General features: G+C 46.1%; 24 protein-coding genes. 12 read left to right on the plus strand and 12 right to left on the minus strand.

What is annotated here, in order from left to right; translation table 11 throughout:
• Positions 1-103: 103 nt before the first annotated feature.
• The gene (gene fbp, locus AK965_RS12610) at positions 104-1,120 is read left to right on the plus strand and encodes a class 1 fructose-bisphosphatase (protein WP_099079954.1); all 1,017 of its coding nucleotides are present in this window, start codon (positions 104-106) and stop codon (positions 1,118-1,120) included.
• Between the two features lie 126 nt (positions 1,121-1,246).
• Positions 1,247-1,777, plus strand: coding sequence for an inorganic diphosphatase (gene ppa, locus AK965_RS12615; RefSeq protein ID WP_099079955.1), 531 nt, complete (start codon positions 1,247-1,249; stop codon positions 1,775-1,777).
• 64 nt (positions 1,778-1,841) lie between these two features.
• Here the strand turns inward: ppa and AK965_RS12620 are convergent, their stop codons facing one another.
• The 5 genes from AK965_RS12620 to AK965_RS12640 form a co-directional block, all read right to left on the minus strand.
• Positions 1,842-2,201 (minus strand): DUF2799 domain-containing protein, encoded by a 360-nt coding sequence (locus tag AK965_RS12620; protein ID WP_099079956.1) that lies wholly within the window; start codon positions 2,199-2,201, stop codon positions 1,842-1,844.
• Positions 2,202-2,301: 100 nt separating this feature from the next.
• On the minus strand, positions 2,302-2,508 hold the full coding sequence (locus AK965_RS12625) for a DUF2799 domain-containing protein (RefSeq protein ID WP_253252695.1): 207 nt from the start codon (positions 2,506-2,508) through the stop codon (positions 2,302-2,304).
• Entirely contained in the window at positions 2,505-2,852 is a 348-nt protein-coding gene (locus AK965_RS12630) for a gamma-glutamylcyclotransferase (protein ID WP_099079957.1), read from the minus strand. Before AK965_RS12630 ends, AK965_RS12625 begins: the two co-directional genes overlap by 4 nt.
• 32 nt (positions 2,853-2,884) lie before the next feature.
• Complete coding sequence (locus AK965_RS12635; RefSeq protein ID WP_099079958.1) at positions 2,885-6,679, minus strand: translocation/assembly module TamB domain-containing protein; 3,795 nt, start codon at positions 6,677-6,679, stop codon at positions 2,885-2,887.
• Positions 6,676-8,388: an autotransporter assembly complex family protein gene (locus tag AK965_RS12640; protein WP_099080007.1), complete on the minus strand. Its 1,713-nt coding sequence runs from the start codon at positions 8,386-8,388 to the stop codon at positions 6,676-6,678. Before AK965_RS12640 ends, AK965_RS12635 begins: the two co-directional genes overlap by 4 nt.
• 170 nt (positions 8,389-8,558) lie before the next feature.
• Here AK965_RS12640 and msrA point away from each other — a divergent pair, with 170 nt between their 5' ends.
• Entirely contained in the window at positions 8,559-9,191 is a 633-nt protein-coding gene (msrA, locus tag AK965_RS12645; protein ID WP_099079959.1) for a peptide-methionine (S)-S-oxide reductase MsrA, read from the plus strand.
• 45 nt (positions 9,192-9,236) lie between these two features.
• Here msrA and AK965_RS12650 read toward each other — a convergent pair whose 3' ends face one another.
• Complete coding sequence (locus tag AK965_RS12650) at positions 9,237-9,437, minus strand: DUF1107 domain-containing protein (RefSeq protein WP_099079960.1); 201 nt, start codon at positions 9,435-9,437, stop codon at positions 9,237-9,239.
• 216 nt (positions 9,438-9,653) lie between these two features.
• Between AK965_RS12650 and AK965_RS12655 the strand changes: the two genes are divergently transcribed.
• From AK965_RS12655 to AK965_RS12685, 7 genes are all read left to right on the plus strand, one after another.
• Entirely contained in the window at positions 9,654-10,205 is a 552-nt protein-coding gene (locus AK965_RS12655; protein WP_099079961.1) for a YtfJ family protein, read from the plus strand.
• Between the two features lie 172 nt (positions 10,206-10,377).
• Complete coding sequence (locus AK965_RS12660; RefSeq protein ID WP_099080008.1) at positions 10,378-10,677, plus strand: DUF2607 family protein; 300 nt, start codon at positions 10,378-10,380, stop codon at positions 10,675-10,677.
• Between the two features lie 94 nt (positions 10,678-10,771).
• Positions 10,772-11,449, plus strand: coding sequence for a DUF2796 domain-containing protein (locus tag AK965_RS12665; protein WP_099079962.1), 678 nt, complete (start codon positions 10,772-10,774; stop codon positions 11,447-11,449).
• 52 nt (positions 11,450-11,501) lie between these two features.
• Positions 11,502-12,230 carry an ABC transporter ATP-binding protein gene (locus AK965_RS12670; RefSeq protein WP_099079963.1) on the plus strand — a complete coding sequence of 243 codons (729 nt, stop codon included), beginning with the start codon at positions 11,502-11,504 and terminating at the stop codon, positions 12,228-12,230.
• Positions 12,227-13,486 carry an ABC transporter permease gene (locus AK965_RS12675; RefSeq protein ID WP_099079964.1) on the plus strand — a complete coding sequence of 420 codons (1,260 nt, stop codon included), beginning with the start codon at positions 12,227-12,229 and terminating at the stop codon, positions 13,484-13,486. Before AK965_RS12670 ends, AK965_RS12675 begins: the two co-directional genes overlap by 4 nt.
• Before the next feature lie 5 nt (positions 13,487-13,491).
• The gene (locus tag AK965_RS12680; protein ID WP_099079965.1) at positions 13,492-13,989 is read left to right on the plus strand and encodes a DUF3299 domain-containing protein; all 498 of its coding nucleotides are present in this window, start codon (positions 13,492-13,494) and stop codon (positions 13,987-13,989) included.
• 343 nt (positions 13,990-14,332) lie between these two features.
• Positions 14,333-15,238, plus strand: a complete 906-nt coding sequence (locus AK965_RS12685) for a TIGR03899 family protein (protein WP_099079966.1) — start codon at positions 14,333-14,335, stop codon at positions 15,236-15,238.
• A gap of 90 nt (positions 15,239-15,328) precedes the next feature.
• Here the strand turns inward: AK965_RS12685 and cysC are convergent, their stop codons facing one another.
• From cysC to cobA, 5 genes are all read right to left on the minus strand, one after another.
• Positions 15,329-15,946, minus strand: a complete 618-nt coding sequence (gene cysC / locus AK965_RS12690) for an adenylyl-sulfate kinase (protein WP_099079967.1) — start codon at positions 15,944-15,946, stop codon at positions 15,329-15,331.
• Positions 15,947-15,970: 24 nt separating this feature from the next.
• Positions 15,971-17,695 (minus strand): SLC13 family permease, encoded by a 1,725-nt coding sequence (locus tag AK965_RS12695; protein WP_099079968.1) that lies wholly within the window; start codon positions 17,693-17,695, stop codon positions 15,971-15,973.
• A 205-nt stretch (positions 17,696-17,900) separates the two neighbouring features.
• The gene (cysN, locus tag AK965_RS12700) at positions 17,901-19,331 is read right to left on the minus strand and encodes a sulfate adenylyltransferase subunit CysN (RefSeq protein WP_099079969.1); all 1,431 of its coding nucleotides are present in this window, start codon (positions 19,329-19,331) and stop codon (positions 17,901-17,903) included.
• A 32-nt stretch (positions 19,332-19,363) separates the two neighbouring features.
• Positions 19,364-20,272, minus strand: coding sequence for a sulfate adenylyltransferase subunit CysD (cysD, locus tag AK965_RS12705; protein ID WP_099079970.1), 909 nt, complete (start codon positions 20,270-20,272; stop codon positions 19,364-19,366).
• 59 nt (positions 20,273-20,331) lie between these two features.
• Positions 20,332-21,207, minus strand: a complete 876-nt coding sequence (gene cobA / locus AK965_RS12710) for a uroporphyrinogen-III C-methyltransferase (protein WP_172438145.1) — start codon at positions 21,205-21,207, stop codon at positions 20,332-20,334.
• Between the two features lie 260 nt (positions 21,208-21,467).
• Here cobA and cpdB point away from each other — a divergent pair, with 260 nt between their 5' ends.
• Both cpdB and AK965_RS12720 read left to right on the plus strand, forming a co-directional pair.
• Entirely contained in the window at positions 21,468-23,429 is a 1,962-nt protein-coding gene (gene cpdB, locus AK965_RS12715; RefSeq protein WP_172438144.1) for a 2',3'-cyclic-nucleotide 2'-phosphodiesterase, read from the plus strand.
• A gap of 97 nt (positions 23,430-23,526) precedes the next feature.
• The gene (locus AK965_RS12720) at positions 23,527-24,102 is read left to right on the plus strand and encodes a Crp/Fnr family transcriptional regulator (protein ID WP_099079972.1); all 576 of its coding nucleotides are present in this window, start codon (positions 23,527-23,529) and stop codon (positions 24,100-24,102) included.
• A 52-nt stretch (positions 24,103-24,154) separates the two neighbouring features.
• Here AK965_RS12720 and dbpA read toward each other — a convergent pair whose 3' ends face one another.
• A complete protein-coding gene (gene dbpA, locus AK965_RS12725; protein ID WP_099079973.1) occupies positions 24,155-25,534 on the minus strand; it encodes an ATP-dependent RNA helicase DbpA in 1,380 nt (459 codons plus the stop codon).
• Between the last annotated feature and the right edge of the window lie 111 nt (positions 25,535-25,645).

Consider the following 25,645-nt stretch of genomic DNA (forward strand, 5'->3'; position numbering starts at 1 on the left):
AAAGATCTGCGAATTAAACTTACAATTAGCACAATAGTTTAACATTCATAAAGAGATGTCCCATTGTGCGAGCCCCCACTGAATTGAAAAGTAAGGATTAACCATGTCAGGAATGCGCACCTTAGGCGAATTCATCGTAGAGAAGCAAGTGGACTTCCCCCACGCTAGCGGCGATCTCTCATCTCTTTTAGCTTCCATTCGTTTGGCTGCCAAAATCGTAAACCGCGAAATCAATGCGGCCGGCCTTGGTGATATCACTGGCGCAGTCGGTACAGAAAACATACAGGGTGAAGCCCAGCAAAAGCTCGATGTTTATGCGAACGACAAGTTCAAAGCGGCGCTTGAAGCTCGCGACCAAGTATGTGGCGTGGCCAGTGAAGAAGAAGATGAAGCGGTTGCCTTCAATCGAGAACTCAACCAAAACGCAAAATACGTGGTATTAATGGACCCACTCGATGGCTCATCAAACATCGACGTGAACGTGTCAGTCGGTACCATCTTTTCCATTTACCGCCGAGTTTCCCCTATCGGTACACCAGCAACAGAAGAAGATTTCTTGCAACCTGGTCACAAACAAGTCGCCGCTGGCTACGTGATTTATGGTTCATCCACCATGTTGGTTTACACCACTGGCAATGGCGTAAACGGGTTTACGTACGATCCATCCATTGGCAGTTTCTGCCTGTCTCATGAGAACATGATGATCCCAGAAGACGGTCAGATCTACTCAATAAACGAAGGCAACTACATTCGCTTCCCTGTTGGTGTTAAAAAATACATCAAATACTGTCAGGAGAATGAACCTGAAGATGGGCGTCCATACACGTCTCGCTATATCGGTTCTTTGGTTGCGGACTTCCACCGTAATTTATTAAAAGGTGGGATTTACCTTTACCCTAGTACGCAAAGCCACCCTCAAGGCAAACTGCGCCTGCTTTATGAATGTAACCCGATGGCATTCTTAATTGAACAAGCTGGCGGGATTGCTTCCGATGGCGTGAACCGCATTCTGGATTTACAGCCAACCGAACTTCACCAACGTGTGCCATTCTTCGTTGGTTCAAAAAATATGGTAAGAAAAGTCGAAGAATTTCTTGAGCTAAATCGCGACGAAGTCTAATTTTATCGCTGAGGATCGAATACTCCCAACACGGCAGGCCTTTACCCGCCGTGTTTTTATCGCTAAAGTAAATTGCGTAAATATTAGCCAGATTATACTTAGCCTTCAATGAAAAGGAATATTCAAATGAGCTTAAACAACGTACCCGCTGGTAAATCCCTTCCTGACGATATTTATGTCGTCATCGAAATTCCTGCAAATGCAGACCCCATCAAGTACGAAGTCGATAAAGAGTCTGGTGCGGTATTTGTCGATCGCTTCATGTCAGCACCAATGTTCTACCCATGCAACTACGGTTACGTAAACGACACGCTTTCTCTCGATGGTGACCCTGTTGATGTATTGGTTCCAACCCCTTATCCATTGATCCCTGGATCGGTGATTCGTTGCCGCCCGGTCGGTGTGCTGAAAATGACCGATGAATCAGGTGAAGATGCCAAAGTGGTTGCCGTTCCTCACTCAAAAGTTTCCAAAGAATACGAACATATTCAAGACGTGGGTGATATTCCAGCGCTATTAAAAGCACAAATCACACATTTCTTTGAGCGCTACAAAGAGCTTGAATCTGGAAAGTGGGTAAAGGTCGATGGCTGGGCTGATGTAGAAGCAGCAAAAGCAGAAATTATTGAGTCTTACCAGCGTGCTCAAAAAAAATAATCGCAGGTATCAGGTAACAAAAGCGCTGCCAATCGGCAGCGCTTTTTCGTTGTCATAACTTTGTTTAATACCCACCGGCCGTCGACCGTCTGCCTGATTCATAATCATATTGGAAAAATGGGTCTAGATCATCGCAGATGCCTAAGTAAGGTGTGCCTAGTACTCCGAGAATATAAGCACTTTGCTGACAATACTCTTCCTTACCCTCTTGGTAGCCAGTTTGGTAGGCCATGATAAGTTCAGGAGTAGCACGGTTAGTGTCATCTAACTTGGCAATACGCTCTTCAGACAACTCAAGAGAGCCATTAAGTGCCGTTTGTTTGCCGAAAGCTTGCCAGTCTGTCGCGTTAACAGAGCTGGGTAGTGTGGTTTGCGCACAAGCGTTGAGAAAAAGCAGCATAGCGCCAATCGCAAATAGTCTCATCATTACTCCTCACTCATGAATAGCGTTTGCTGCCTTTAGATGTGCGCCCTAATTCGTATTCTCGACGGAATCGATCATCTAAATCGTCACAAATGCCTCGCTAATAAAGCCTGCTTTCACCGAGCGTGAAAGCGTCTTGTGCGCAGTAATTAGCTCGACCGCTTTCATAGCCATTACTGTACGCCATATATAAGTCGTCGCCTTTATTGAGCTCTTGCATGGAGAGTTTTGAGTCACCCGCTTCCGCTCGCTGCATACCGTATTGTTGCCACTGCATGCTGTCGTTACTGCTCTCAGTATCGTTCACACCCTCTGACACCAATCTCCAGAAGCCACCTCTTCGCTCAACTGCTCTGTATCCTGATACAAGTAGATCCAAGCTTGTCCAAAAGGCGTAATGATAGTCTCTCTGCGATATTCAACTGGAACATCTTCCAGCTTATCTAGCGCCATGAGAGTGCTGTCGTCGATCAAGTACACCTCACCTTGCACCGCCTTGTGCCCAATTGATAATGCGGGATACGGACCAAGATCATACAAAGCAAACTGAGCATCCGTTTCATGGTGCCCTAGGAACTCCGCGTTACTCAGAAAATGATGGTTGCGCTCTCCGTTACGCAAGGTTCCATACACAAACACTAGCTGCTGCATAATCACTCCTTAGCGATGATCACAGACCATGATCAATCAAATTCAAACTGATAAAGCAGATCGACCGCACTATCCACCCCTGACACGGCTTCAATATACAGATCTTTCATCAAACGATAACGTATGGTGAACTCACCCAAAGAATTAAAGATACCGACCCCATACTTCACCTGTAATCCTGGGAGAATATAACCGCTCACGGTAACTTGTGAATCATCACCAGAGCCCGCCGTATCGAGTTGCAAATCCTGTACACCAAAGGCTTCACCGATCTCTCCTACGACTCGACCACTCTTCGCCAAACTCAAACCGATGAGGGTTGTCGTCATGGCATTACCATCCGATTCCGCATCAATATTTTGCCCGCGTAATAAATAAGATAGTGCATTCGCTTGAGGCATAGGAGGATCAGAAAAAATTTCCACCTTAGGATCACTAGCAGGACCAGTCACACGAACTCCTGCCGTCACACCATCTTGAGTATTATCCGGGTTACGAATCGCTTTAATGGATACATACGGCTCATCAACTGGCCCACTCATAATGATCTTACCCTCTTCAATCAGCAAATCTTGGCCGAAAGAACGGTAAGAACCATCGATGATATTCACTTCACCAACAATAAATGGGCCTTTATCTCTTTGAGTAACCCTCAAGTCTCCTTGCAAATCCCCCTTGAGACCAAACGCCGATAATTGGAAGTCATTACCGATCTTAATATTGATGTCTGTCTCAACATTGAACGGAAACGTTTCATCCCCGTCTACGGGCTGCATGTTTTTATTCAAGATGACCGTATCCTTAGATACACCAACCGCACTTGGCGGCAATTCATCAATCAGAATGCGAGCCCATGGCAAATTGATATTCCCATCCACTTTAGCAAGTTTCGGTGTGACATTGATGGTCATATCCGGTTCAACTTTCATTCTGATCATTGGTGGCATATCGACTTCCAACTCTTTTGCAAATACTCGAGCTTTAGTGTGCCAATTATCAAGGTCGCGCCAATCTGCATCACCATTGATTTCAAGCTTACCATCAGGAGTCATGATGCCTGCATCTAGACTAGCTTGGTGCCCAGTAAAGTTAATTGCCACCCGACCAGAATCAACATCAATCGGCGTCACTTCGCCTCGCAGTTTCATTTGATCAATCAAGAACTGACCATTAACTTGCGGGTGCATCACATCTCCTGACAGTGTAAGGTCGGTACTCATATTGGCTTTCAATAAACTGTACTCCCCAACCAATGGAGAGAGAAAATCCAAATTAAATGTTGATAGTGATATCTTGCCACCTATCGTCGGGTTCTCTGATGAGACATCATTGAGCGACACCTTTCCGGATAAATCACCGTTGTCAGTCACATCGAGCAACCACTCTGCATCCAGTTTATCTTTAGCCAATGTCGCTTTAAGACTCACGCTGTTCCACCCAATTTGGATTGGTTGCTCTAGCGTTTGTTCCACCTGACCTTTTGGCATCTCAACATTCAGCGTCACTTCCGGTTTGTTGTCCGACGCCCATTTAGCGAAAGCATTAGCGTTCACGGAACCTTGCAACTTAATTTCTGTCGGCAAGAACGGTTTGATTTGGTCAAAATCAAAGTTAGTAATAGCCAACTTAGCTTCACCGCTTTTACCAACACGGATATCTTCAGTCAAACAAACACTAGACTTCGCTTGTAACCAACAATGGGCTTGAACATCTACGATTTGCTTATCAATATTGACGGTAACCGCCGTCGATTTTTGTAGCTTCCAAGGACCTTGTGGTGAACTCAGTGTTAACTGGCGAAGTGCGCCATCCCAAATCATTTCTGGTTTCTGTTTAAAGGAGCCTTCGATCTCTAGACTCGCAGACACCACATCTGACACGACATCAAGGGTCAATTGGTGCAACTTCTCATCACCGGATAATTCAAGATCCGCACTGTCTAGCTTCACATCATCATAAGTGATGTTTTTCGCGACCAAACTTAAGTTCGCTTCTGGGGTCGGCATAGGGGTAACATCACCTTTCAGGGTAATGTTCTCCACTGTTGCATGCTTCTGCCAACTCAGTTGGTTAAGAACGAGGTCGAGATTAGCTTCTGGCTCTTTCAAGCTGCCACGTAAAGCAACGGCTCCCTTCATATTACCGCCAAGATCCGGTACCGTTTTTGCCAAGTCTGGGAAGTTAACCTCAACATCCATCAGTATCTGTTTGTTAATGTTACCTTTTGCACGCAATTGGTTCGGGCCATGAGACAGCACTAAACCTTGGGTGTTAAGCTGGATGTCTTCACCTTTACCATTCTTATCCGAAGCTTCTAGCTGACCTTCAACATGCAATGGATAGCCACGCAAGATACCGTCAATATCTAGCTCAGGTAAGCTAACTTGCCAACCGCCTTGATCTGTCAGTGAGCCTGACGTCGATACACGACCACTGATGTCACCTTCCGCTTCTTTCCATTGCAAGCCCGGCTGAATGTGCTTCAAATTGAGGTCGGCTTGCCAGTTAATCGCTTCCGCCCAGTTCGCCATCACTTTTCCTGACAGCTCACCACCTAAGGTTTTCACCACTAGGCTGTCCAAATCGATTTGCTCTAGCGTTCCTTTACCATTTAAAGTGACATCAACCGCTGGAATATCTTTACCTGAGGCTTGAGTTTCCAATACAACGGTATAGCCGTTTAACGATCCTTTAGCGGCCAAGCTCGGCGCCAAGACTTGGTAATCACTTTTTCCGCTTAGCGGCCATTGCGCTTCAACGTCTTTAAGATTGATATCAAATGGCAATTCTGATTTAAGCGGTTGCACTTCGCCTTGAATTTTCGCCTTAACCAAGTCAGACAAAGTCGCATTCAATGACAGAGCCCCCACCGAGCCAGATGCGTTAAGTGATAGCTTCTGACCTTTCACATCCGCTTGCTTCACAAGTGCGTCGACCTGTGCCTGGATTGGGTAATCGGCAGATAAGGTGACTTGTGTGCTTAGCGTTCCTTCCACCTCTGGCATATCTAGCTCAAGCGTTTTTACATCGACTTTCTCCCCGCCTACTTTGGCTTCTAAGCCGAGATGATGCACGATAACGGGCGTTTCCCCAGCCAGTTTAAAGTCATGAATATCCAAGCGCTGCACTTCCACGCTCAGAGGGATCCAAACCTCTGGCAATAGGATGTCTTTTGACTCGGACTCAGCCTCTGGTTTAGCCGCTGTATCTTTTTTCGTTTCAGTCTCTTGTACTGTGCTATCTTCCGCCGCTTCTTCACTCGGAGCCAACGCAACATTGATCGCTTTCAATACTGTCGGAGCAATGACTAAACGATCGCCCTGCATCGATATCGCAGTGGAAAAATCTTGCCAGTCAATTTGGTTACCCAAGATGTTCAAATTGATGTCGTTCAAACTGACTTTATTAACAAAAATTGGCACTGGCGTACTGATCGAACGCAGTGGAGGCGTCTCTTCTTCTACGTCTTCACTCGGAGGCAACGATGGCATTTGGAAGTTCACACCTTGCAGCGTAAGTTCATCTACGCACACTTTAGGATCGGTGAAACAACGGAAATTTGTCGCTAAAGTCAGGCTCTCAACCTTCGCATCAATATGAAGTGACTCATCAACAAAGTGAATATTCTGCAGAGCAAAACGTGGAAACAACGCCCCCTGCACCTTCTCAACCTGCAGCTGAGGCAACACTTTTTCAGCGCCCCACAAAGCCAGCTTTAAACCGGGATGAGTAAACAACAAGGTCGCGATAAAAATCGCGATCAACAACACCAAACTAAGTAGAGCGAACGACAACCATTTCGTCCACTCAAGCATCACTTTGATCATAGTTCAGGTCCCAATGAGAAGTGGATACGAAAGTCTGGATCGGGCTCGGCATCTAACCCCCAAGCAAAGTCAATACTCACCGGACCGACAGGTGATGCCCAGCGAACGCCCACACCGACACCGGATTGCCACACTGGGGTTTTATTGAACGCATCACCAATATCGTAAAACACCGCTCCCCACCAATTGCCGTAAACGCGATATTGATACTCCAATGTGCTCGCTAACATATATTTTGCACCCGTTAATGCGCCACTGGCATCTTTGGGTGAAATCGATTCATAGCCATAACCACGAATACTGTTATCACCACCAGCGAAGAAACGCAGCGATGGAGGGAGTTTTTCCAATTCATCCGTGATGTTCGCTCCGCCTTCTAAACGGAATAGTCCACGGTTGTTTTCACCAAGACTACGAATCCATGATGTTCCTCCGAGTAGGCGTAATACTCGTGTTTCAGATAGCAGAGCAGGATCACCATACTCAATCGTGACACTCTGCTTATCCCCCCACATTGGCATGTTCCCGCCGCGCGTTCGAGTTCGAGATAGGGTTGTACCTGGCAACAAAAACTGCACGCCATCATCTTGCAAGCCCTGAGAGAAGTTTTCGTATAGATGACGAACATACAAAACGGTATGCCATCCATTATCAGTGAGCCAATACCGCCCAAAAGCCAAGTTGGACTCCAAACTCTCGGTGTCACGGTTATCAAGGTGTTTGAGACCAAACTGAACTTGGTAATATTCGCGCAGCACGTCGTCCATCGGGATTTTGTAACCCGCGATAATGGTTTGTTCAGGTTTAGAGAGTGACAATGCGGTATTGAAGCTATGGCCTCGAGCGCTTACCCATGGTTTTTTCCATTTTAGCCTTCCGCGCACGCCCATATCCGTGGAATAACCAATACCGGTTTCAATTTGATTCTTAGCGGCCGGCGCTAAGGAGACCTTTATCGGTATGTCACGACCGTCTTTGAGCTTGCTCAGATCGGGCTCAACAAATACCGATGAGAACCAGTCTGTGTTGGATAGGTTTTGATTATATTCACCCACTTCCGATACTAAATAAGGCTGACCCTTTTTGAATGGGCTTAAAGACGCAACCCTCTCTTCCCAGATTTGACTACCGATAATGTCTAAGTCGCCAAAGTGATAACGAATACCACTGTCATAGTGCAATCGTACAATGGCTTGATTGAGTTCGGGGATCACTTCAAGGCGATGAAGCGTAAAATCACCATTAAAATAACCACGTTGCAGCGCTAGATTTCGAATTCCGGACTTCAGGCTATCGTATTGACCTTGGTTTAACACTCGTCCGACTTTTAGAGGCGATTTTGCAATAAGATTAATAAATTCTTCATCTGTTTTAGCCTCCCCAGAGATCACCACATCCATGGTTTTCACACGGATTGGTTTGCCTGGCGTGACATTAACGATCAACTCATCATTCTCTTTCGTACTAGTGTATGAAATTGTCGCATGATAATAGCCAAGCGCGTTAAGCGCTTCATTGATACTTTTTTCCAAACGAGCCTGGAAACGCAAAGAGGTGGAATAATCCTTTTCTGGTATCGAGGAAAGGTAAGCGGTCACATTGTCTTCTAGCGCACCATCAAGCCCTTTGATTTTTAAGGACACATCGGCGTAAGTGCTTTGAGAAAAAACAATTAGGCTAGCAATTATCGGAATAGCTTTTCTTATCATGCTTATTTTTTTAGCTAGTGAGATTAAATTAACGTAAACAACAATAACGCGGTTCAAAGACCAAATCTGTAATATAAATAGGTTTACTGCGATTTGTGTCAGACCAACATAAGTTTCCGACTTAGTTAAAAAATTCGTAACATTAAGACTCGTATTGAAGGACAAATACTATGCTCAACAAACAGACAATGATCAGTATAGAAGATTCACTGCCGGGACGAGAGGTATCGATGCCGATTGAAGATATTCATTTTGTCAATCGTTCCAGCCTCACGGCGAAACCACAGGGTAAACAACAGCAAATTTTATTTGGTATGGGTTGCTTTTGGGGCGCAGAACGCCTGTTTTGGCAACTCGAAGGAGTGATCTCGACATCCGTCGGCTATGCGGGCGGTTATACACCAAATCCAAACTATGAGGAAGTGTGCAGTGGCAAAACAGGGCATACCGAGGTAGTACGAGTGCTCTTTGATGAAAGTATTATTTCACTCGAGCAACTTCTGGCCGCTTTTTGGGAAAAGCATGACCCGACTCAAGGCATGCGCCAAGGCAATGACTTGGGGACTCAATACCGCTCAGCGATTTACACCTACTCTCAGACTCAACAAGACGCCGCTGAAAGATCAAAAACGCGCTATCAACAAGCCTTGCAAGAAGATCAACGCTCTGCAATCACCACCGAGATCCGGCCCGCTGGCCCCTATTACTTTGCAGAAACCTACCATCAACAATATTTGGCAAAAAATCCCAATGGTTACTGCGGATTAGGCGGTACCGGCGTATGCTTCCCACCCAATCTCTAGCAAAACCAAAAAGAGCGACCATCGTCGCTCTTTTGCAATTCCTAATTAAGCAGGCAAGGACAATATTGCCTGGTTCACCTCTTTAAATACGGAAAGTTGCTTAGGATCCTTGATGTCCGGTAATAATACTTTACCGTTATCAAAATGGAACTGGCCTACTCCAGCAATTGAAAATTGCCCTTTGAATAACGTCTTAACGAAACGCGCCACTTGACGTGGACGATAAACAACAAACTCACGAAGCATAACCAACCTCAATATCCTTTTGAGAAAAAATACCTATAACTCTTTCCATGGCAACTTTATGCGCGATTTGCGACAGAATTTATTTTACCAAATTTTAGACTTATCGCAACAAACCAATACGGCAAATGTTAAGTAATTGTTAATTGTCGTTCTACATTTTTATTCACTCTAAGTGTATACTTGGCAAATTACATAACCCACATGGAACATAACAACATGAAAACTAAGACTCTCCTCTCTGTTTTTATCGCTCTCACTCCTAGCCTTGCTCTTGCTACTAACCTAAAGCTTGGCGAAACAGTGCCTGCCGCGAAAGTAAACGCTTACGGTGAAATCGTACTGCAAGGTGAAGGCGTCGCTTACCAACCATGGGCGACACAGCACATGCTTGGAAAGGTTCGCGTGATCCAAGCGATTGCAGGACGCACTAGCGCAAAAGAAATGAATGCGCCACTGATGACTGCATTAATCGAGGCGAAATTACCACAAGATAGCTACCAAACAACGACGATCATTAACCAAGATGATTCGATCTGGGGCACGGGGTCATTTGTAAAATCATCAGCGCAAGACAGTAAAAAAGAATTTCCTTGGTCGTCCATGGTATTGGATGAGAGCGGTGTCATTGCAAGCTCGTGGGCACTGAAAGAAGAAAGCTCTGCAATCATCGTACAAGACAAGCAAGGTAAGATTTTATTTATCAAAGAAGGTGCCCTATCACCTAATGAGATCAATCAAGTATTAGGCCTTATCAAACAGAACATCTGATTGACTCAGGCTTCTTGTTCGCGTTGACAAGGAGCCTTATCGACATCGATACCCATGTAGCCTCAGGTACTTGGGTATCGATGTCGATAAATGGCTTAGCGTTAACAAAAGGGGGAACGTTCACTACAAATAAATGTTATATTATAACACTGGTATTATTTCAGGCTCTAAGATGCATCACCTTTGGCAAGCAATCACCTATCAATTGCACCGCACTGTTGTACTATTCAGTGTCACGTTGCTGATCGCTTGGAACTTTGCCACCATCACCCATCAACTCGATCTCACACCTGAGCATCATAGCCATCATCATTGCCAACTATTTTCCGGCGCACAACATGGCTTGGTCAAGCATCAACCTGAGACTTTCGCGCCAACCTACCAGCGCGCCACGCATTCTGACGTCATAGAGAGGCAATTCAGCATTAGTGACGTGCGTTATACCGCACGCGCACCTCCAATCTTTGCTTAAACTTAAGAAGTCCCCTTATTAGAATTAGGGTTGCTAATCGCATAATCTAAACCGCAACCATATCAAAAAATTTAAGCAAAATTAGGATAATAAAATGCCATCTAAACACGCTCTAGCTCTTGTTATCTGTCTATCACTAACCGCCACGGTTAACGCAGAAGAGTACCGTCAGCACAAAGCGCACGAGCACGGTCACGTAGAATTCAATATTGCTCAAGACGGTAAAGACCTACTGATCGAAATCACTTCTCCAGGTGCTGACATCGTGGGCTTTGAGCACGCAACAGAAAACGCAGAACAAGAGAAGGCACTTAACAACGCAATTGCTGCTCTCAAAGATACCAACAAACTATTTGCTATCAACCAACAAGCGAAGTGCGTGATTGAAGACGTCTACGTCTCCCATACGCTAGGCCAAGATTCGCACGAAGGTCATGATCACCACGCCCATGAAGGGCACGATCACGATAAGCATGACCATGACAAGCATAAAGATCATGTTCATAATGAACACACACATGATGACCACTCCGATCATAACGGTCATGAACATCACGATCACCAAGGTCACAACCGTGAACACGGCGGACACGGTGAGTTCACAGGGGAATACCGCTACCACTGTGACTCGATAGCAGACCTAAACAGCATTGATACCACTTGGTTCAAGACGTTCCCAACCACGGAATCGATCAATGTGAATCTGTTCACTGATACCACTCAGTCTGCGACTAACCTAAGCAAAGACAACGCGAAGATCTCAATTAAATAACTCACATGACGTGTGAGTGCTTACTAACACGTCGGTGCTTTGGTGATTTACTATGACTGAAACCACATCAAACGTTGTTGAGCTAACGAATGCCCAGTTTGTCTGGCCCGGCTCAGAAAACGCGACCATTTATATCCCACAGTTACACATAGCCCAAGGTGAACATGTTTTCATCAAGGGTCCTAGTGGCTGTGGTAAATCGACGCTACTCGCTCTACTAACGGGGATTAATACCTTAACCTCAGGCTCCCTCTCGGTACTAAGTACCGAATTGGCCAGTCTAAGAGCAAGCCAAAGAGATAAGTTTCGTGCCGATCACATTGGCTATATCTTCCAACAATTCAATTTGTTGCCTTACTTAAATGTGATTGATAACGTGCTAATTCCATGCCAGTTCAGTAAGATCCGTAGCGATCGTGTCACGCCTAATGCATCAACTTCATCACTGGTCGAGCAAGCGACGACACTGCTAGAACGCCTGCACTTACCTAAAGAACTGCACGATAAGCCAGTATCAGAACTGAGTATCGGACAACAACAACGTGTCGCAGCCGCGAGAGCTTTAATTGGCCAGCCAGAACTGGTCATTGCCGATGAACCGACATCCGCGTTGGATCATGACAATCGCATGGCATTTATTGAGTTGCTTATGGAACAAGCGAACCTTGCTAACGCAACGTTAGTGTTTGTTAGCCATGATCCAACCCTTGAGTCCTTGTTCGACCGAACACTTAATCTCCCTGAAATCAATCTAACCTCAAATCGAGGAGCGGCATCATGAGTACTGTCGTCAAGCTCGCTTGGAAAAGCCTGATGAACCGCAAAGCGACTGCGATCCTCACTATCATGACGGTCGCGATTTCGGTCGTACTCTTATTAGGCGTTGAACGCATTCGAACTCAAGCAAAAGACAGCTTTGCCAACACCATCTCAGGAACCGACTTAATTGTCGGCGGGCGCTCAGGTCAAGTGAACCTGCTGCTGTACTCGATATTCAGAATCGGCAATGCCACGAACAATATTGACTGGAAGAGCTACCAAGAGTTCGCAAACCATCGCGCCGTCGACTGGGCAATTCCCATTTCGTTGGGGGATTCTCATAAAGGCTTTCGCGTGATGGGAACAAACCATCGCTATTTCGAACATTACAAGTATGGAAGTAAGCAACCACTTACCTTCTCACAAGGCAAACCATTCAATGGATTATTTGAAACCGTGCTTGGCTCAGATGTAGCAAAACAGCTCGGTTATAAGCTCGGCAGCGAAATCATTATCGCCCATGGCATCAGTGACGTTGGCTTTAGTCGCCATAATAATTTACCTTTTAAGGTCGTAGGCATTCTTGCCCCAACGGGAACGCCTGTCGATAAAACAGTCCACGTCTCTCTCGAGGCCATCGAAGCCATCCATGTTGGTTGGGAAAGTGGCGCACGTCTCGGGGCGACGCCAAAAGCGGATGAACTACGCGCAAGAGACTTTCAGCCCAAGCAGATCACGGCAATGTTGGTGGGACTAAAGTCACGCATTCAAACTTTTGCCCTACAACGGCAAATCAATACCTATCCAAAAGAACCGCTCAGTGCCATCATGCCCGGCGTTGCTTTGTATGAGTTATGGAGCATGATGTCAATCGCAGAACAAGCATTAATGGCCGTGTCTGGATTTGTCGTCGTGGCAGGATTGCTTGGCATGTTGAGCAGCCTTCTCATCAGTTTGCAAGAACGTCGCCGAGAAATGGCGATTCTCCGCGCCATGGGCGCACGACCAAGGCATGTTTTCTCTCTGTTGATCAGTGAGGCGAGCCTCCTGACAGCAAGCGGAATTGTGACGGGTATCGTAGGGCTTTATGCCATACTTTCCCTACTGAAACCCATCATTCAACAACACTATGGCATACACCTGACGCTAAGCGCCCTCTCATCGTATGAATGGATGTTACTTGGCTTCGTTCAATGCGCGGGGATAGTCATTGGCTTCATCCCTGCATTCCGAGCTTATCGACAATCACTCAGTGATGGAATGACAATAAGGATTTAAAAAAGATGTGGACAAAAATTCTCACCGCTGTTGCGCTGATCTTCTCATTGGCTTCGCCTGTGATAGCCAGTGACGAAGAGCCTCTAACACTAGATTGGATAGATCTCATACCAGAATCGGAGCGCAAGATGTTTGACAGCATCGGCATGCCTTCTTCTGATCACAACGGTGACGCTGCACAGCAATCAAAAATAGGTAATGTAAGACCAGAGTTGAATGGCAGTCAGGTGAAAATCCCTGGTTTTGTTATCCCACTAGAGGGGGATGCAAATACCGTAACTGAATTTCTGTTGGTGCCGTACTTTGGCGCGTGTATCCATGTACCACCGCCGCCGCCAAACCAAATCATTTATGTAAAATTTCCTAAAGGCGCACCCGTGCAAGAACTGTGGGATGTGATTTACGTGGTTGGCGAATTAAAAACAGAAACCATAAGTCATGAACTGGCACAAACGGCCTACGTCATCGAAGGCACAGGCATCGAAGCCTACGATGATATGTAGTGAGCGGAACAAAAGTACGTTTTTCAGTCAGTATATAATGTGCACCAAGGCGTCATTTTGACGCCTTTTTCATGCCAGCAAGTTACGTGATATAGCGGGATAGGTACGCTAAAACCCCGACATACAGAATCAAAATAAGCGCGATCGACAGGTGCTTTTTCAGTTTGCTTGTCTCTGAATATTTCATCGCCCCTCCAAAATAGTGATAACAATCTTAACAATTTGTTATCATTTTGAATAGTCCTTTTTTGTATCAAAATCTGAGCATCACTCTCTGGTCGACCATCGTATTAAGGTGTAAATTTAGGCAAGCGAGAACCGCAAGCCCTTGGTAGGAAAATAAATGGCAGAACCAGCAAAGCAACCTATTGTCATCGAACACAAACCCAATTGTCAGAAAAAACGTCACCATGACAAAAAGACTGGCTACATCAAAGACAGCGCGAGCCGTGTTCAAACCATTGCGCAGACTTATGGGCTCGACGCACTGCTACAAAGCGAACCGCCTGCAAAAACCGCACTAGAACGTGCACAACTGCGTGAGCAGCGCCGCCAAGAGCAAAGACAGAAAAACCTAGAACAGATCCTTAAGTTAGCGCACAGCTCATGCCGAGATGAAACCGCCGGAGAGCCAGACCAAGATTGGTTATACCGCTTTTTCGATATGGCGCAGAACATCCACAACAGTTCAATGCAAAAACTATGGGCGCAAGTGCTGAAGCGAGAGGTCATCAACCCAGGAGCCACTTCAATGAAGGCACTAAAAGCATTGAAAGACATGTCACCCAAGGAAGCTCAAACGCTGCAAAGAGCCGCCTCTTTAGCGTGCAGTTTTGGTGGTGACAGCAGCCAAAAGCTGCTCATTGGCTACAAAGCGCATGGCGGAATATTTAGCTTTGGTAAACGCGATACCACTAGCAACCTCAATATGGGCAGCTTCCAGCTTCCTTATTCGAGTTTACTGGTGTTGATTGAGCTGGGACTTCTGCACAGCACAGAATTAGAATCAGGAGAGATTGGTATCGAAGTACCTTTGATGCTCACCTACCAAGGTAAGAGTTTGTCACTGCAAGTGAACACGAAAGGTGTCCGTCTTCTGTATTACCGCTTTACGCCAACAGGCAATGAGTTGTGTAAGCTGCTTGGCAATAAACCTAACAATCAATACTACGACCAGATGTTGACCCTTTTAAATCAGAAATTTAGCGTTCACAGCGAAGCGAAAACCACGGTGAATCACACCGTTTAGTTCAGAAAAAAGAGCTTTTTATCACTGATGATCCAAAAGCTCTTTAAACAGCTTAGTGACTTTTTGGCCACCCATGATCCAAATGCTTTTTTATCGGATCACACCACGTTGTGTTAGATCAGCCAAACACAATTCCACTAGCGCTTCGACACTCTTGTCGCCTGCGGGCAAATCGATCTCTGGGTTAGCTGGTGCTTGATATTCAGAATCAATACCAGTGAAATTCGATATTTCACCGGCGCGCGCTTTTTTGTATAACCCTTTCGGATCACGCCCTTCGCACACTTCTAGAGACGCATTGACGAACACTTCAATAAACTCGCCATCAGGCAGTAAATCACGTACTAACTGACGCTCAACACGGTGTGGGGAAATAAATGCAGACAGCACAATCAAGCCTGCATCCGCCATTAGCTTAGCCAATTCACCAATACGGCGAATGTTCTCTCGACGATCTTGCTCAGAAAAACCTAAATCACTACACAAACCATGCCGAACGTTGTCGCCATCTAACAAATAAGTGTGGTACCCCAGCTCAGATAAGCGGTTTTCTAACGCCCCTGCAATGGTGGACTTCCCTGCTCCGGACAGCCCTGTGAACCATAACACCGCTGGTTTTTGCTGCTTTAACTCCGCACGACGCTGTTTATCAACCGAGTGCTGATGCCAAACAATGTTTCCATCTTTTACCGCTGTTTCAGCAGCCATAACGTATCCTTGTAAATTTACAGATTAAAACGGAAAGAAGACCGGGATCAGTGTCAGTACCAACACGGAATACACGATGGATATCGGCACACCAATTCGCACATAATCGGTCAATTTGTAATTCCCTACGCTGTAGACCAACAGGTTAGTTTGATACCCGTAAGGAGAAATAAAACTTGCGCTGGCGCCGAACAACACCGCCATAATAAATGGCATGGGATCAACACCATACCCTACAGCCATACTATAGCCGATAGGAAAAGACAGCGCCGCCGCCGCATTATTCGTCACCAACTCTGTCAGCACTAAGGTCATAATATAAGTCGCCACCAGTGCCCCTAACACACCCCAGCCATTAAAGGCTTCAATAAACATATCACCCATTCTCACCGACAAACCGGACGAGAGCATTAGCTGTGCAATCGACAGCGCTGAGCCAACTATCACCACGATATCGATGGGGAAACGACGACGAAGCTCAGAAAGTTGTACAACACCGAATGCAAGCAAAGCGATGAGATAAGCGGCTAAGCCCTTAATCAGCGGAATGACATCAAGGAGTGCACAACCGATGACTGACGCAAAGCCGAGTAACACCAGTGAAGATTTATTGGCATCCAAACGGGCACTGGAGTCCAGATCATTTATCACAACAAACTCTTTACGATGCGCTCGGCGTTCACTTTCAAAACGCTTACCGGGCACTAAAATTAAGGTATCGCCTGCCGCTAACGTAATGTTACCTAACCCACCTTCAAGGCGCTCATGACCACGACGAATCGCCACCACCACCGCATCAAAGCGGTCACGAAATCGGCTTTCTTTGAGCGTCTTACGACAAAAGGTCGCCGACGAACTCACAACGACTTCTATAAAATGCTGCCCGTTAAGATGCTGATGACCAAATAACGTCAGGCCAGAAATTTCTTGCAGTGTGGCCACACTTTCAACATCCCCACAAAACAGCAAGCGATCTTTCGCTTTTAACACAAAATCAGGTCCAACCGAGGGGACGCTGACCTCATCTCGGATCACTTCCGCTAGAAACAACTTTCTTAGCGCACGTAAATTATTTTCGCTGATGGTACGCCCGACTAGAGGTGACCCAGGCTCCACACGAGATTCTAAAAAGTATGGCAAATCCTCTTGGTTCTGATCATCATAGTTAGGCAATAAATAGCTCAATGGAATTAAGATGAGCAGCCCGCCCACCAGCACTGCCAAACCAATCATGGTCGGGGTAAAAAAGCTCAAACTCGGTAAGCCCACATCTTCCACAAAGCTGTTGATGATTAAGTTGGTCGAGGTTCCTATCAGCGTTAACGTACCACCAAAGATAGCAGCGTAAGATAGCGGGATCAGCAACTTAGATGGGGCATGTTGCTGGTTGCGCTTAATCGCACCAATCAAAGAGACTACAACGGCAGTGTTATTGGTAAAAGAGGACAATAACGCGGTTGAAAAGCCTAACTTAGCAATGACCTGACCGAGGCTCCCCTTCGAGATACTGCGACTAACCCAACTAATAAGTAACGTTTTCTCCAATGCACAAGATGCCAAGATCAACAAGACTAAAGTCAGTAGAGAAGAATTAGTGAAGTTGGCAGCAATGGTGTTAAGTTCAATCATACCGGCCATAAAGGCGACAAAAGCGGCACCAGCGAAGACATGGCTCGGTTTGATTTTACTTACGAGCAGACAAGTAATAATGCCCAGCAAAATCGCCAATACCAATCCTTGTTCCCACATAGCCTTTCCTTACTAACAAACCCGAACCGGACAAAAAGAATCACTCTTACAACGCGTGATATACAACGTGAAAAACGAGCTACAAAAACAAAACCATAAAAGAAGAATGCCAAAATGCTCGATTTCTTTGACCTCCTGAGCATTCTGGATTTGGGGAAAAATCAGCCTGACTGGTGCTGCAATTCAGCCAGGCTCAATGAACCGATTACTTCTTCAGTAGCTGGCTCAGATCCTTGGCCTCCCAGTGTGGAAAATGCTTACGAACCAGAGCATTAAGCTCAATTTCGAACGCTGAAACATCAGCAAGGCCACGTTCAACTTCAGCCAAGCTTTCTTTCACCATCCCCGCACCAACGGTTACGTTCGTCAGACGATCAATGATGATGAACCCCCCCGTGTCCGCGCACGCTTGGTAATTATCGAGAGCGACAGACTCGTTCAGCGACCACTCACATAAACCAATGCCATTCAGTGGCAGTTCTGGCGTACCATAAGTCGATAAATTATTGATGTCATATTGGTGATGAATAGACTCTACATGCCCCACCGTCTTCTTACCTGCAATCTTGATGTCATAGTCTCGCCCTGGTTGCAGGGGTTGCTCCGTCATCCATACGACATCCGCCAACAGGTGATTGGTTGATTCTACTTGCGCATTCTCAAGCACAATCAAGTCACCACGGCTGACGTCGATTTCATCACTCAGTGTTAGCGTCACTGCCAATCCCGCTTGGGCTTGCTGTACATCGCCATCAAACGTCACAATACGTGCAACCGTAGACGTTTTGCCCGATGGCAGTACTTTAATCGCATCGCCGGCTTCCACCGAGCCTGAAGCAATCGTGCCAGCAAAACCGCGAAAATCCAGATTCGGGCGATTCACGTATTGCACTGGGAAGCGAAAATCCCCTGCATCTCTTGATTGATCAATATCCACTTCTTCAAGCAGCTCTAATAGCGACGGACCTTCAAACCAACTTAAGTTTGGTCCTTTGTCGACCACGTTGTCGCCCTCTAAAGCTGAAATTGGAATGATCTGAATATCAGTCTCACCAATTAGGTTCTCAGAAAACTTCAGGTACTCATCACGAATTTCTTCAAAACGCGATTGTGAGTAATCCACCAGATCCATCTTGTTTATCGCCACAATAAAGTGCTTCAAACCGAGTAAATTGGAAATGAATGAATGACGACGGGTTTGATCCAACACCCCTTTACGCGCGTCAATAAGGATCACCGCGAGGTCACAAGTCGAAGCGCCCGTTGCCATGTTACGGGTGTACTGCTCATGCCCTGGGGTATCGGCAATAATGAACTTACGCTTCTGGGTAGAGAAGTAACGGTACGCCACATCGATGGTAATACCCTGCTCGCGCTCGGCTTGGAGACCATCCACTAGCAATGCCAAATCTGGTTTTTCACCCGTGGTGCCCACTCGCTGGCTATCCGAGTGAACGGCAGCAAGCTGATCTTCATAAATTTGTTTGGAATCATGGAGCAAACGGCCAATTAAGGTGCTTTTACCGTCATCAACCGAGCCACAAGTCAGGAATCTAAGCAGGGACTTGTACTGATGTTGTGTTAAATAGCCTTCGATACCAAGCTCGGCTAATTGAGCTTCAACTGTACTGTTCATTATCTTTCCTTAGATCAAAGGGTCTATTCACCCTAAAAGTAACCTTGACGTTTCTTAAGCTCCATCGATCCTGACTGATCGTGGTCAATCGCTCGGCCTTGACGCTCACTTGAAGTGGCGACTAGCATTTCTTCTATAATGCCCGTTAGCGTATTCGCCTCGGATTCGATCGCACCGGTTAATGGGTAACAACCAAGCGTACGGAAACGCACGCTTTTCTCTTCAATCACTTCGCCTGGTTCTAGCTTCATACGATCATCATCAACCATGATCAACATGCCATCGCGCTCAACCACAGGACGCTTGTCAGCAAGGTAGAGAGGCACAATTTCGATGTTCTCTAGATAGATGTATTGCCAGATATCCAGCTCTGTCCAGTTTGAAAGCGGAAATACACGAATGCTTTCCCCTTTATTGACTTGGCCATTGTACGTCTTCCAAAGCTCAGGACGTTGATTCTTTGGGTCCCAGGTGTGGTTCTTATCGCGGAATGAGTACACTCGCTCTTTGGCACGTGATTTTTCCTCGTCACGACGCGCGCCACCAAACGCTGCATCAAAGCCGTACTTGTTCAGAGCCTGCTTTAATCCCTGCGTTTTCATAATATCAGTGTGCTTTGAAGAACCATGTACGAACGGGCTACATCCCATAGCAAGACCTTCTGGGTTCTTATGAACCAAAAGCTCAAAACCATATTTCTCTGCCGTACGATCACGAAATTCGATCATCTCACGGAATTTCCAGTCGGTATCGACGTGCAGTAAAGGGAACGGAATTTTGCCAGGATAAAAAGCCTTGCGCGCAAGATGCAGCATGACTGAAGAGTCTTTACCAATCGAATACATCATGACTGGGTTATCAAACTCAGCAGCAACTTCACGGATAATATGAATACTTTCCGCTTCGAGCTGCTGTAGGTGAGTTAAACGTTGTTGATCCATATTTTGAATTTCCTTGTTAAGCTAACCGGCTCATTAGGTTACGAATTTTGTGGCTCTGGCTATCGGCCATTCGCAACGGCGGTTTTGTTGCAATCAGTATTAGGCAAAAACCAGTCTAATTTTTGAGATAAGCGCACCACCTCACCGACAACAATCAAAGAGGGCGCCTGAGCTTGCTTCGACAGCTCGGACAACTGCGACAATACTCCTGAGAACACTTTTTGCTGAACTTGAGTACCACGCTCGATGATCGCAATAGGTGTAGAGGCCGCTCTGCCGTGTTTTATAAGTTGATCTTGAATATGGTGAGACTTCATCAAGCCCATGTAGATCACTAACGTTTGATTACCTCGAGCGAGTGTCGACCAGTCCATATCGTCACTGTCTTCTTTTAAATGCCCTGTAACAAACAGCGCGGATTGCGCATAATCACGGTGAGTCAAAGGGATGCCTGCATAAGCTGTCGCCCCTGCGGCAGCCGTAATGCCGGGGACGACCTGAAAACGCACACCGGCATCAGCCAAAACTTCCAGCTCTTCGCCACCACGACCAAAAACAAAGGGATCACCGCCCTTTATGCGCACCACTTTGTGGCCTTGCTTGGCAAAATCCACCAGCAGCTGATTGGTCTTCTCTTGCGGCACGCTGTGATAACTCGCTCTTTTCCCTACACACACCAAAATGGTATCGCTTGGGATAAGCGCCATGATCTCTTCAGAGACAAGGTAGTCATAAAGCACGACATCCGCTTGCTGCAGACAGTTTAAGGCTTTTAACGTCAGCAATTCAGGATCGCCAGGCCCGGCCCCGACTAAAGCGACTTCGCCTGATTGAAGTGATTGTTTAGCAAAACGCGGAACCTCGACGGCTTTATTATTCGCCACCAGCCGAGGCTTATTTAAGGGGAACGTCGTTACTGACTCGTTGACTGCCATGTGCTCACTCATCATCCATTGATATCGTATATCTGACATTATGGCGGCGTACGTATATTGCCGGAAATTCTAAAATTTCATTTTTTATTCAAAAAACTGCTAAGCGATTTTTGTTTAGTCTCATTCAAAACGATGAAAAGCCAACAACTCCACCATTAAACCAACCGCAATCACAGTTTTCTGCATGCCAAGCGTAGGGTTGCATCAATATTTGCTAAATTAGTCAACGCACGTTCTCTCTATTAAACTTGGAGCATCTAATGAAGATAGCAGTTAATCCCGTTTCCGTCGCAGTTTTGACTGGCATGTTAACGCTGGCTAGCTCTGCCATGGCAGACACTATCAAGCTGCGAATTATCGAAACAACCGACATTCACACCAATGTGATGGATTACGATTACTATAAAGATCAACCATCACAGAAAATCGGTTTAAGTCGCGCTGCAACGCTGGTTAAACAAGCCCGTTCAGAAGCAGAAAACAGCGTCCTCGTGGATAATGGTGACTTAATTCAAGGCAGTCCGATGGGGGATTACATGGCAGCGAAAGGGATTAACGCTGGCGAAGTCCACCCCGTTTACAAAGCGATGAACCAGTTAGATTACGATGTAGGTAACATTGGTAACCACGAGTTTAACTACGGGTTAGATTTTCTGAAAAAAACCATCGACGGGGCGAACTTCCCATATATCAGTGCGAACGTGTTCGATAAAAAAACGGGTGAACACTACTTCAAACCTTATTTGATCAAAACGCACACCTTCAAAGACACTGAGGGTCAAAGCCACGAAATCAAAGTCGGTTACATTGGCTTCGTGCCACCTCAAATTATGGTGTGGGATAAGAAAAATCTAGAAGGCAAAGTCGTCGCCAAAGACATCAAAGAAACCGCGGAGAAGCTCGTTCCTCAAATGAAAAAAGAGGGTGCGGATGTGATTGTGGCGATCCCACACTCTGGCGTTTCAACTGACCCATATAAACTAGACGCAGAAAACTCGGTTTACTACTTAACGGAAGTAGAAGGCATCGATGCGATTGCGTTTGGTCACTCTCACGCCGTATTCCCAGGCAAAGGATTTAAAAATCTTCAAGGCGTCGATAACGAAAAAGGCAGCATCAATGGCGTAACAGCCGTCATGCCAGGCCGCTGGGGCAGTCACGTTGGTGTCATGGACTTACTACTTAAAGAGCAAGACGGTAAGTGGCAAGTAGTAGAAGGCCAAGCAGAAGCTCGCCCTATTTTCGACAACGCGAACAAGAAATCTCTCGCAGAAGCGGATAACGGCATCGTTAACGCACTAAAAGAAGACCATAAAGGCACGCGTGAGTTCGTTAACCAGCCAATTGGTAAAGCGAATGATGTGATGTACAGCTTCCTCGCATTGGTACAAGATGATCCAACCATTCAGATCGTAAACCTAGCACAGAAAGACTACGTGGAGCGCTTTATTCAAGGCGATCCTGATCTCGCTGACATTCCGGTATTGAGTGCAGCTGCGCCGTTTAAAGTGGGTGGCCGTAAAGATGACCCAACGGGCTTCACAGAAGTTGAAGCTGGTCAGCTAACCTTCCGTAACGCCGCTGACCTTTATCTGTACCCGAATACGCTCGTGGCAATGAAGGTCAAAGGTAAAGAAGTTAAAGAATGGCTAGAGTGCAGTGCTGGCCAATTCAAGCACATCGATGTGAACAGTCATGAACCTCAGTCTTTGATTGATTGGGATAACTTCCGCACTTATAACTTCGATGTGATTGATGGTGTGAGCTACCAAATCGATATCACTCAACCACCTAAGTACGACGCAGGCTGTAAAGTCATCAACCCGAACTCACAACGTATCGTGAACCTAACGTTCAATGACAAGCCTGTCGATCCGAAGCAAGATTTCATTATTGCGACGAACAACTACCGTGCGTACAGCAACACCTTCCCTGGTACAGGCCCTGACTTCATCGCGTTCGATTCTCCCGATGAGAACCGATCTGTGATTGCCGCTTACATCTCTCGCGTAAGTGAAGAAAAAGGCGAAGTCACACCAAGTGCTGATAACAACTGGTCGTTCGCTCCGATTAAGTCAAATACCAAGCTAGACATCCGCTTTGAAACATCACCAAGTGATAAAGCAGCACAGTTCATCAAAGCGAATGGACAATACCCGATGAAGCGTGTCGCAACCGATGAGATTGGTTTTGCGATCTACCAAATCGACTTAAACAAATAGCCTCAACCAGACTCAAAATATTAAGCGGCTTCTATAAGCCGCTTTTTTGTCACCAGAAAAAGCCGTTAGAATAGAGAAAATTCTTTGGGAGTATCACATGCACCGCACGCTTTTTTCTGACTTAATCAATCATGGTTTTCTGGAACAAGAAGCCAATCAGCTTATCGAGCACGGCCAGCAGCTTGAACTGCCTACACGACACATTTTGAATCATCAAGGTGAGTGCAGTTCACACATCTACTTTGTGTTGGAAGGCTTATGCCACGCCAGTTACCTGACCGATAAAGGCAAAGAGTTCAGCAAAGAGTTTTACTGGGAAAAAGATTGGATGATTGGCTTTGAAGGCATTATAAAAAATCAGCCTGCCCCGTATTTATTAGAAACGCTGACGCCTTGTGATCTATTTTGCTTACCCATTGAAATAGTGCACCAATGGCGCAAAGAGAAGCATCCGATTTATTTGAAGTTGCTTGAAACACAACTGATGCATAAAGAAAACAAAGAGCGCTTTATGTTGCTCTACTCACCGGAAGAACGCTACCAATTATTTTGCGCCCATTACCCTGATTTAGAACAACGCATTACAGACAGTCAAATTGCAGCTTATTTAGGAATAACCGCCATCAGTTTAAGTCGTATAAAAACGCGCTTAAAGAAAGACATGAAAGACTAAAACGCAAAAGGCGCTTCATTCGAAGCGCCTTCCTAATTCAGAGGGTATCTTATTACTTCAGAATACGAGCTCGGAATTGACGACCTTTCATCTTACCGTTACTAATGATCTGTAGCGCTTTCTTCGCCACTGACTTTTCGACCGCCACGTAAGAGCGCATCGCCATTAATTGGATCTTCCCCACTTGTGCACCAGTAATGCCGCCTTTGCCGGTCAAACAACCTAAAATATCACCCGCACGAACTTTTTGCTTCTTACCACCATCGATATTGATCGTCACCATTTTTGCTTGATAAGGCTGTTGGTTTGATTTCGCTGGCAGCGTTGCTGGAACCACATCCATATCCAAGTACTCTTCGATACGGGCAACGCGTAAACCGTCTTTTTCACCAAAGAAGCTGAATGCCAAGCCGTTACTGCCAGCACGACCGGTACGGCCAATACGGTGTACATGCACTTCAGGGTCTCGAGACAGTTCAAAGTTAAACACCGCATCTAGGTTGTCCACATCCAAACCGCGAGCAGCAACGTCAGTAGCCACTAGAATAGAAACACTCTTGTTCGCAAACTGAACCAACGCTTGGTCACGCTCACGCTGTTCTAGATCACCATGAAGGTCAATGACACTGAAACCTTTGTGGTGTAGTTCATCTGCCACATTCTGTACTTCTTTCTTGGTGTTACAGAACACCACCGCCGACTCTGGCTGATGAGTCAAAAGTAGATTGGCCAATGCTTCATCACGCGCTTCTGAGCCTTCTACCTTATAAAAGTACTGTGCGATGCTCGACGTATCATGAGTTGCTTCGACTTTAATCATCTCTGGTGATTGCATAATACGCTGAGCAATCTGTTCAATTTTCTCTGGGAAGGTGGCGCTGAAAAGCAGCGTTTGACGTTGCTTCGGCGCAGCCTCAATGATCGCATCCAGCGCGTCTTGAAAGCCCATGTCCAACATGCGGTCAGCTTCATCCAATACCAACGTATTCAGCTCTTCAAGATTAATTCTGCCCTTTTCAAGGTGATCGAGAATACGACCAGGTGTTCCCACCAGAATATGAGCACCATGCTCTAGTGAGCCAATCTGAGGCCCCATCGGCATCCCACCACACAAAGTCAGCACTTTGATATTATGAATACCACGACCTAACGTACGGATCTCTTTCGCCACCTGATCAGCCAACTCACGCGTTGGGCACAACACCAAAGATTGCACCCGGAAGCGCTTTACGTTGAGGTTGGATAACACACCGAGGCCAAACGCTGCCGTTTTACCCGAGCCAGTTTTACCCTGACCAATCACATCACGCTGATTCAAAATCGCTGGCAAGCTGAGCGCTTGAATTGGCGTCATATGGGTATAGTTCAATGAATCAAGCGTTTCTAGTAGCGCTGGATTTAGCCCTACTTGGTCAAAAGTTTGTTTGCTCACAGGGTAGTATCCTCAGGTGGGATGAAAAAGAGGGCACATTATCGCCAGATTTGTCACGAAGACCAGTTAAAATTAACCATAGTTAATGAGTAATTGCAGAAAACGACGTAA

This window comes from Vibrio sp. PID17_43, assembly GCF_002608565.1.
Classification (GTDB): Bacteria; Pseudomonadota; Gammaproteobacteria; order Enterobacterales; family Vibrionaceae; genus Vibrio.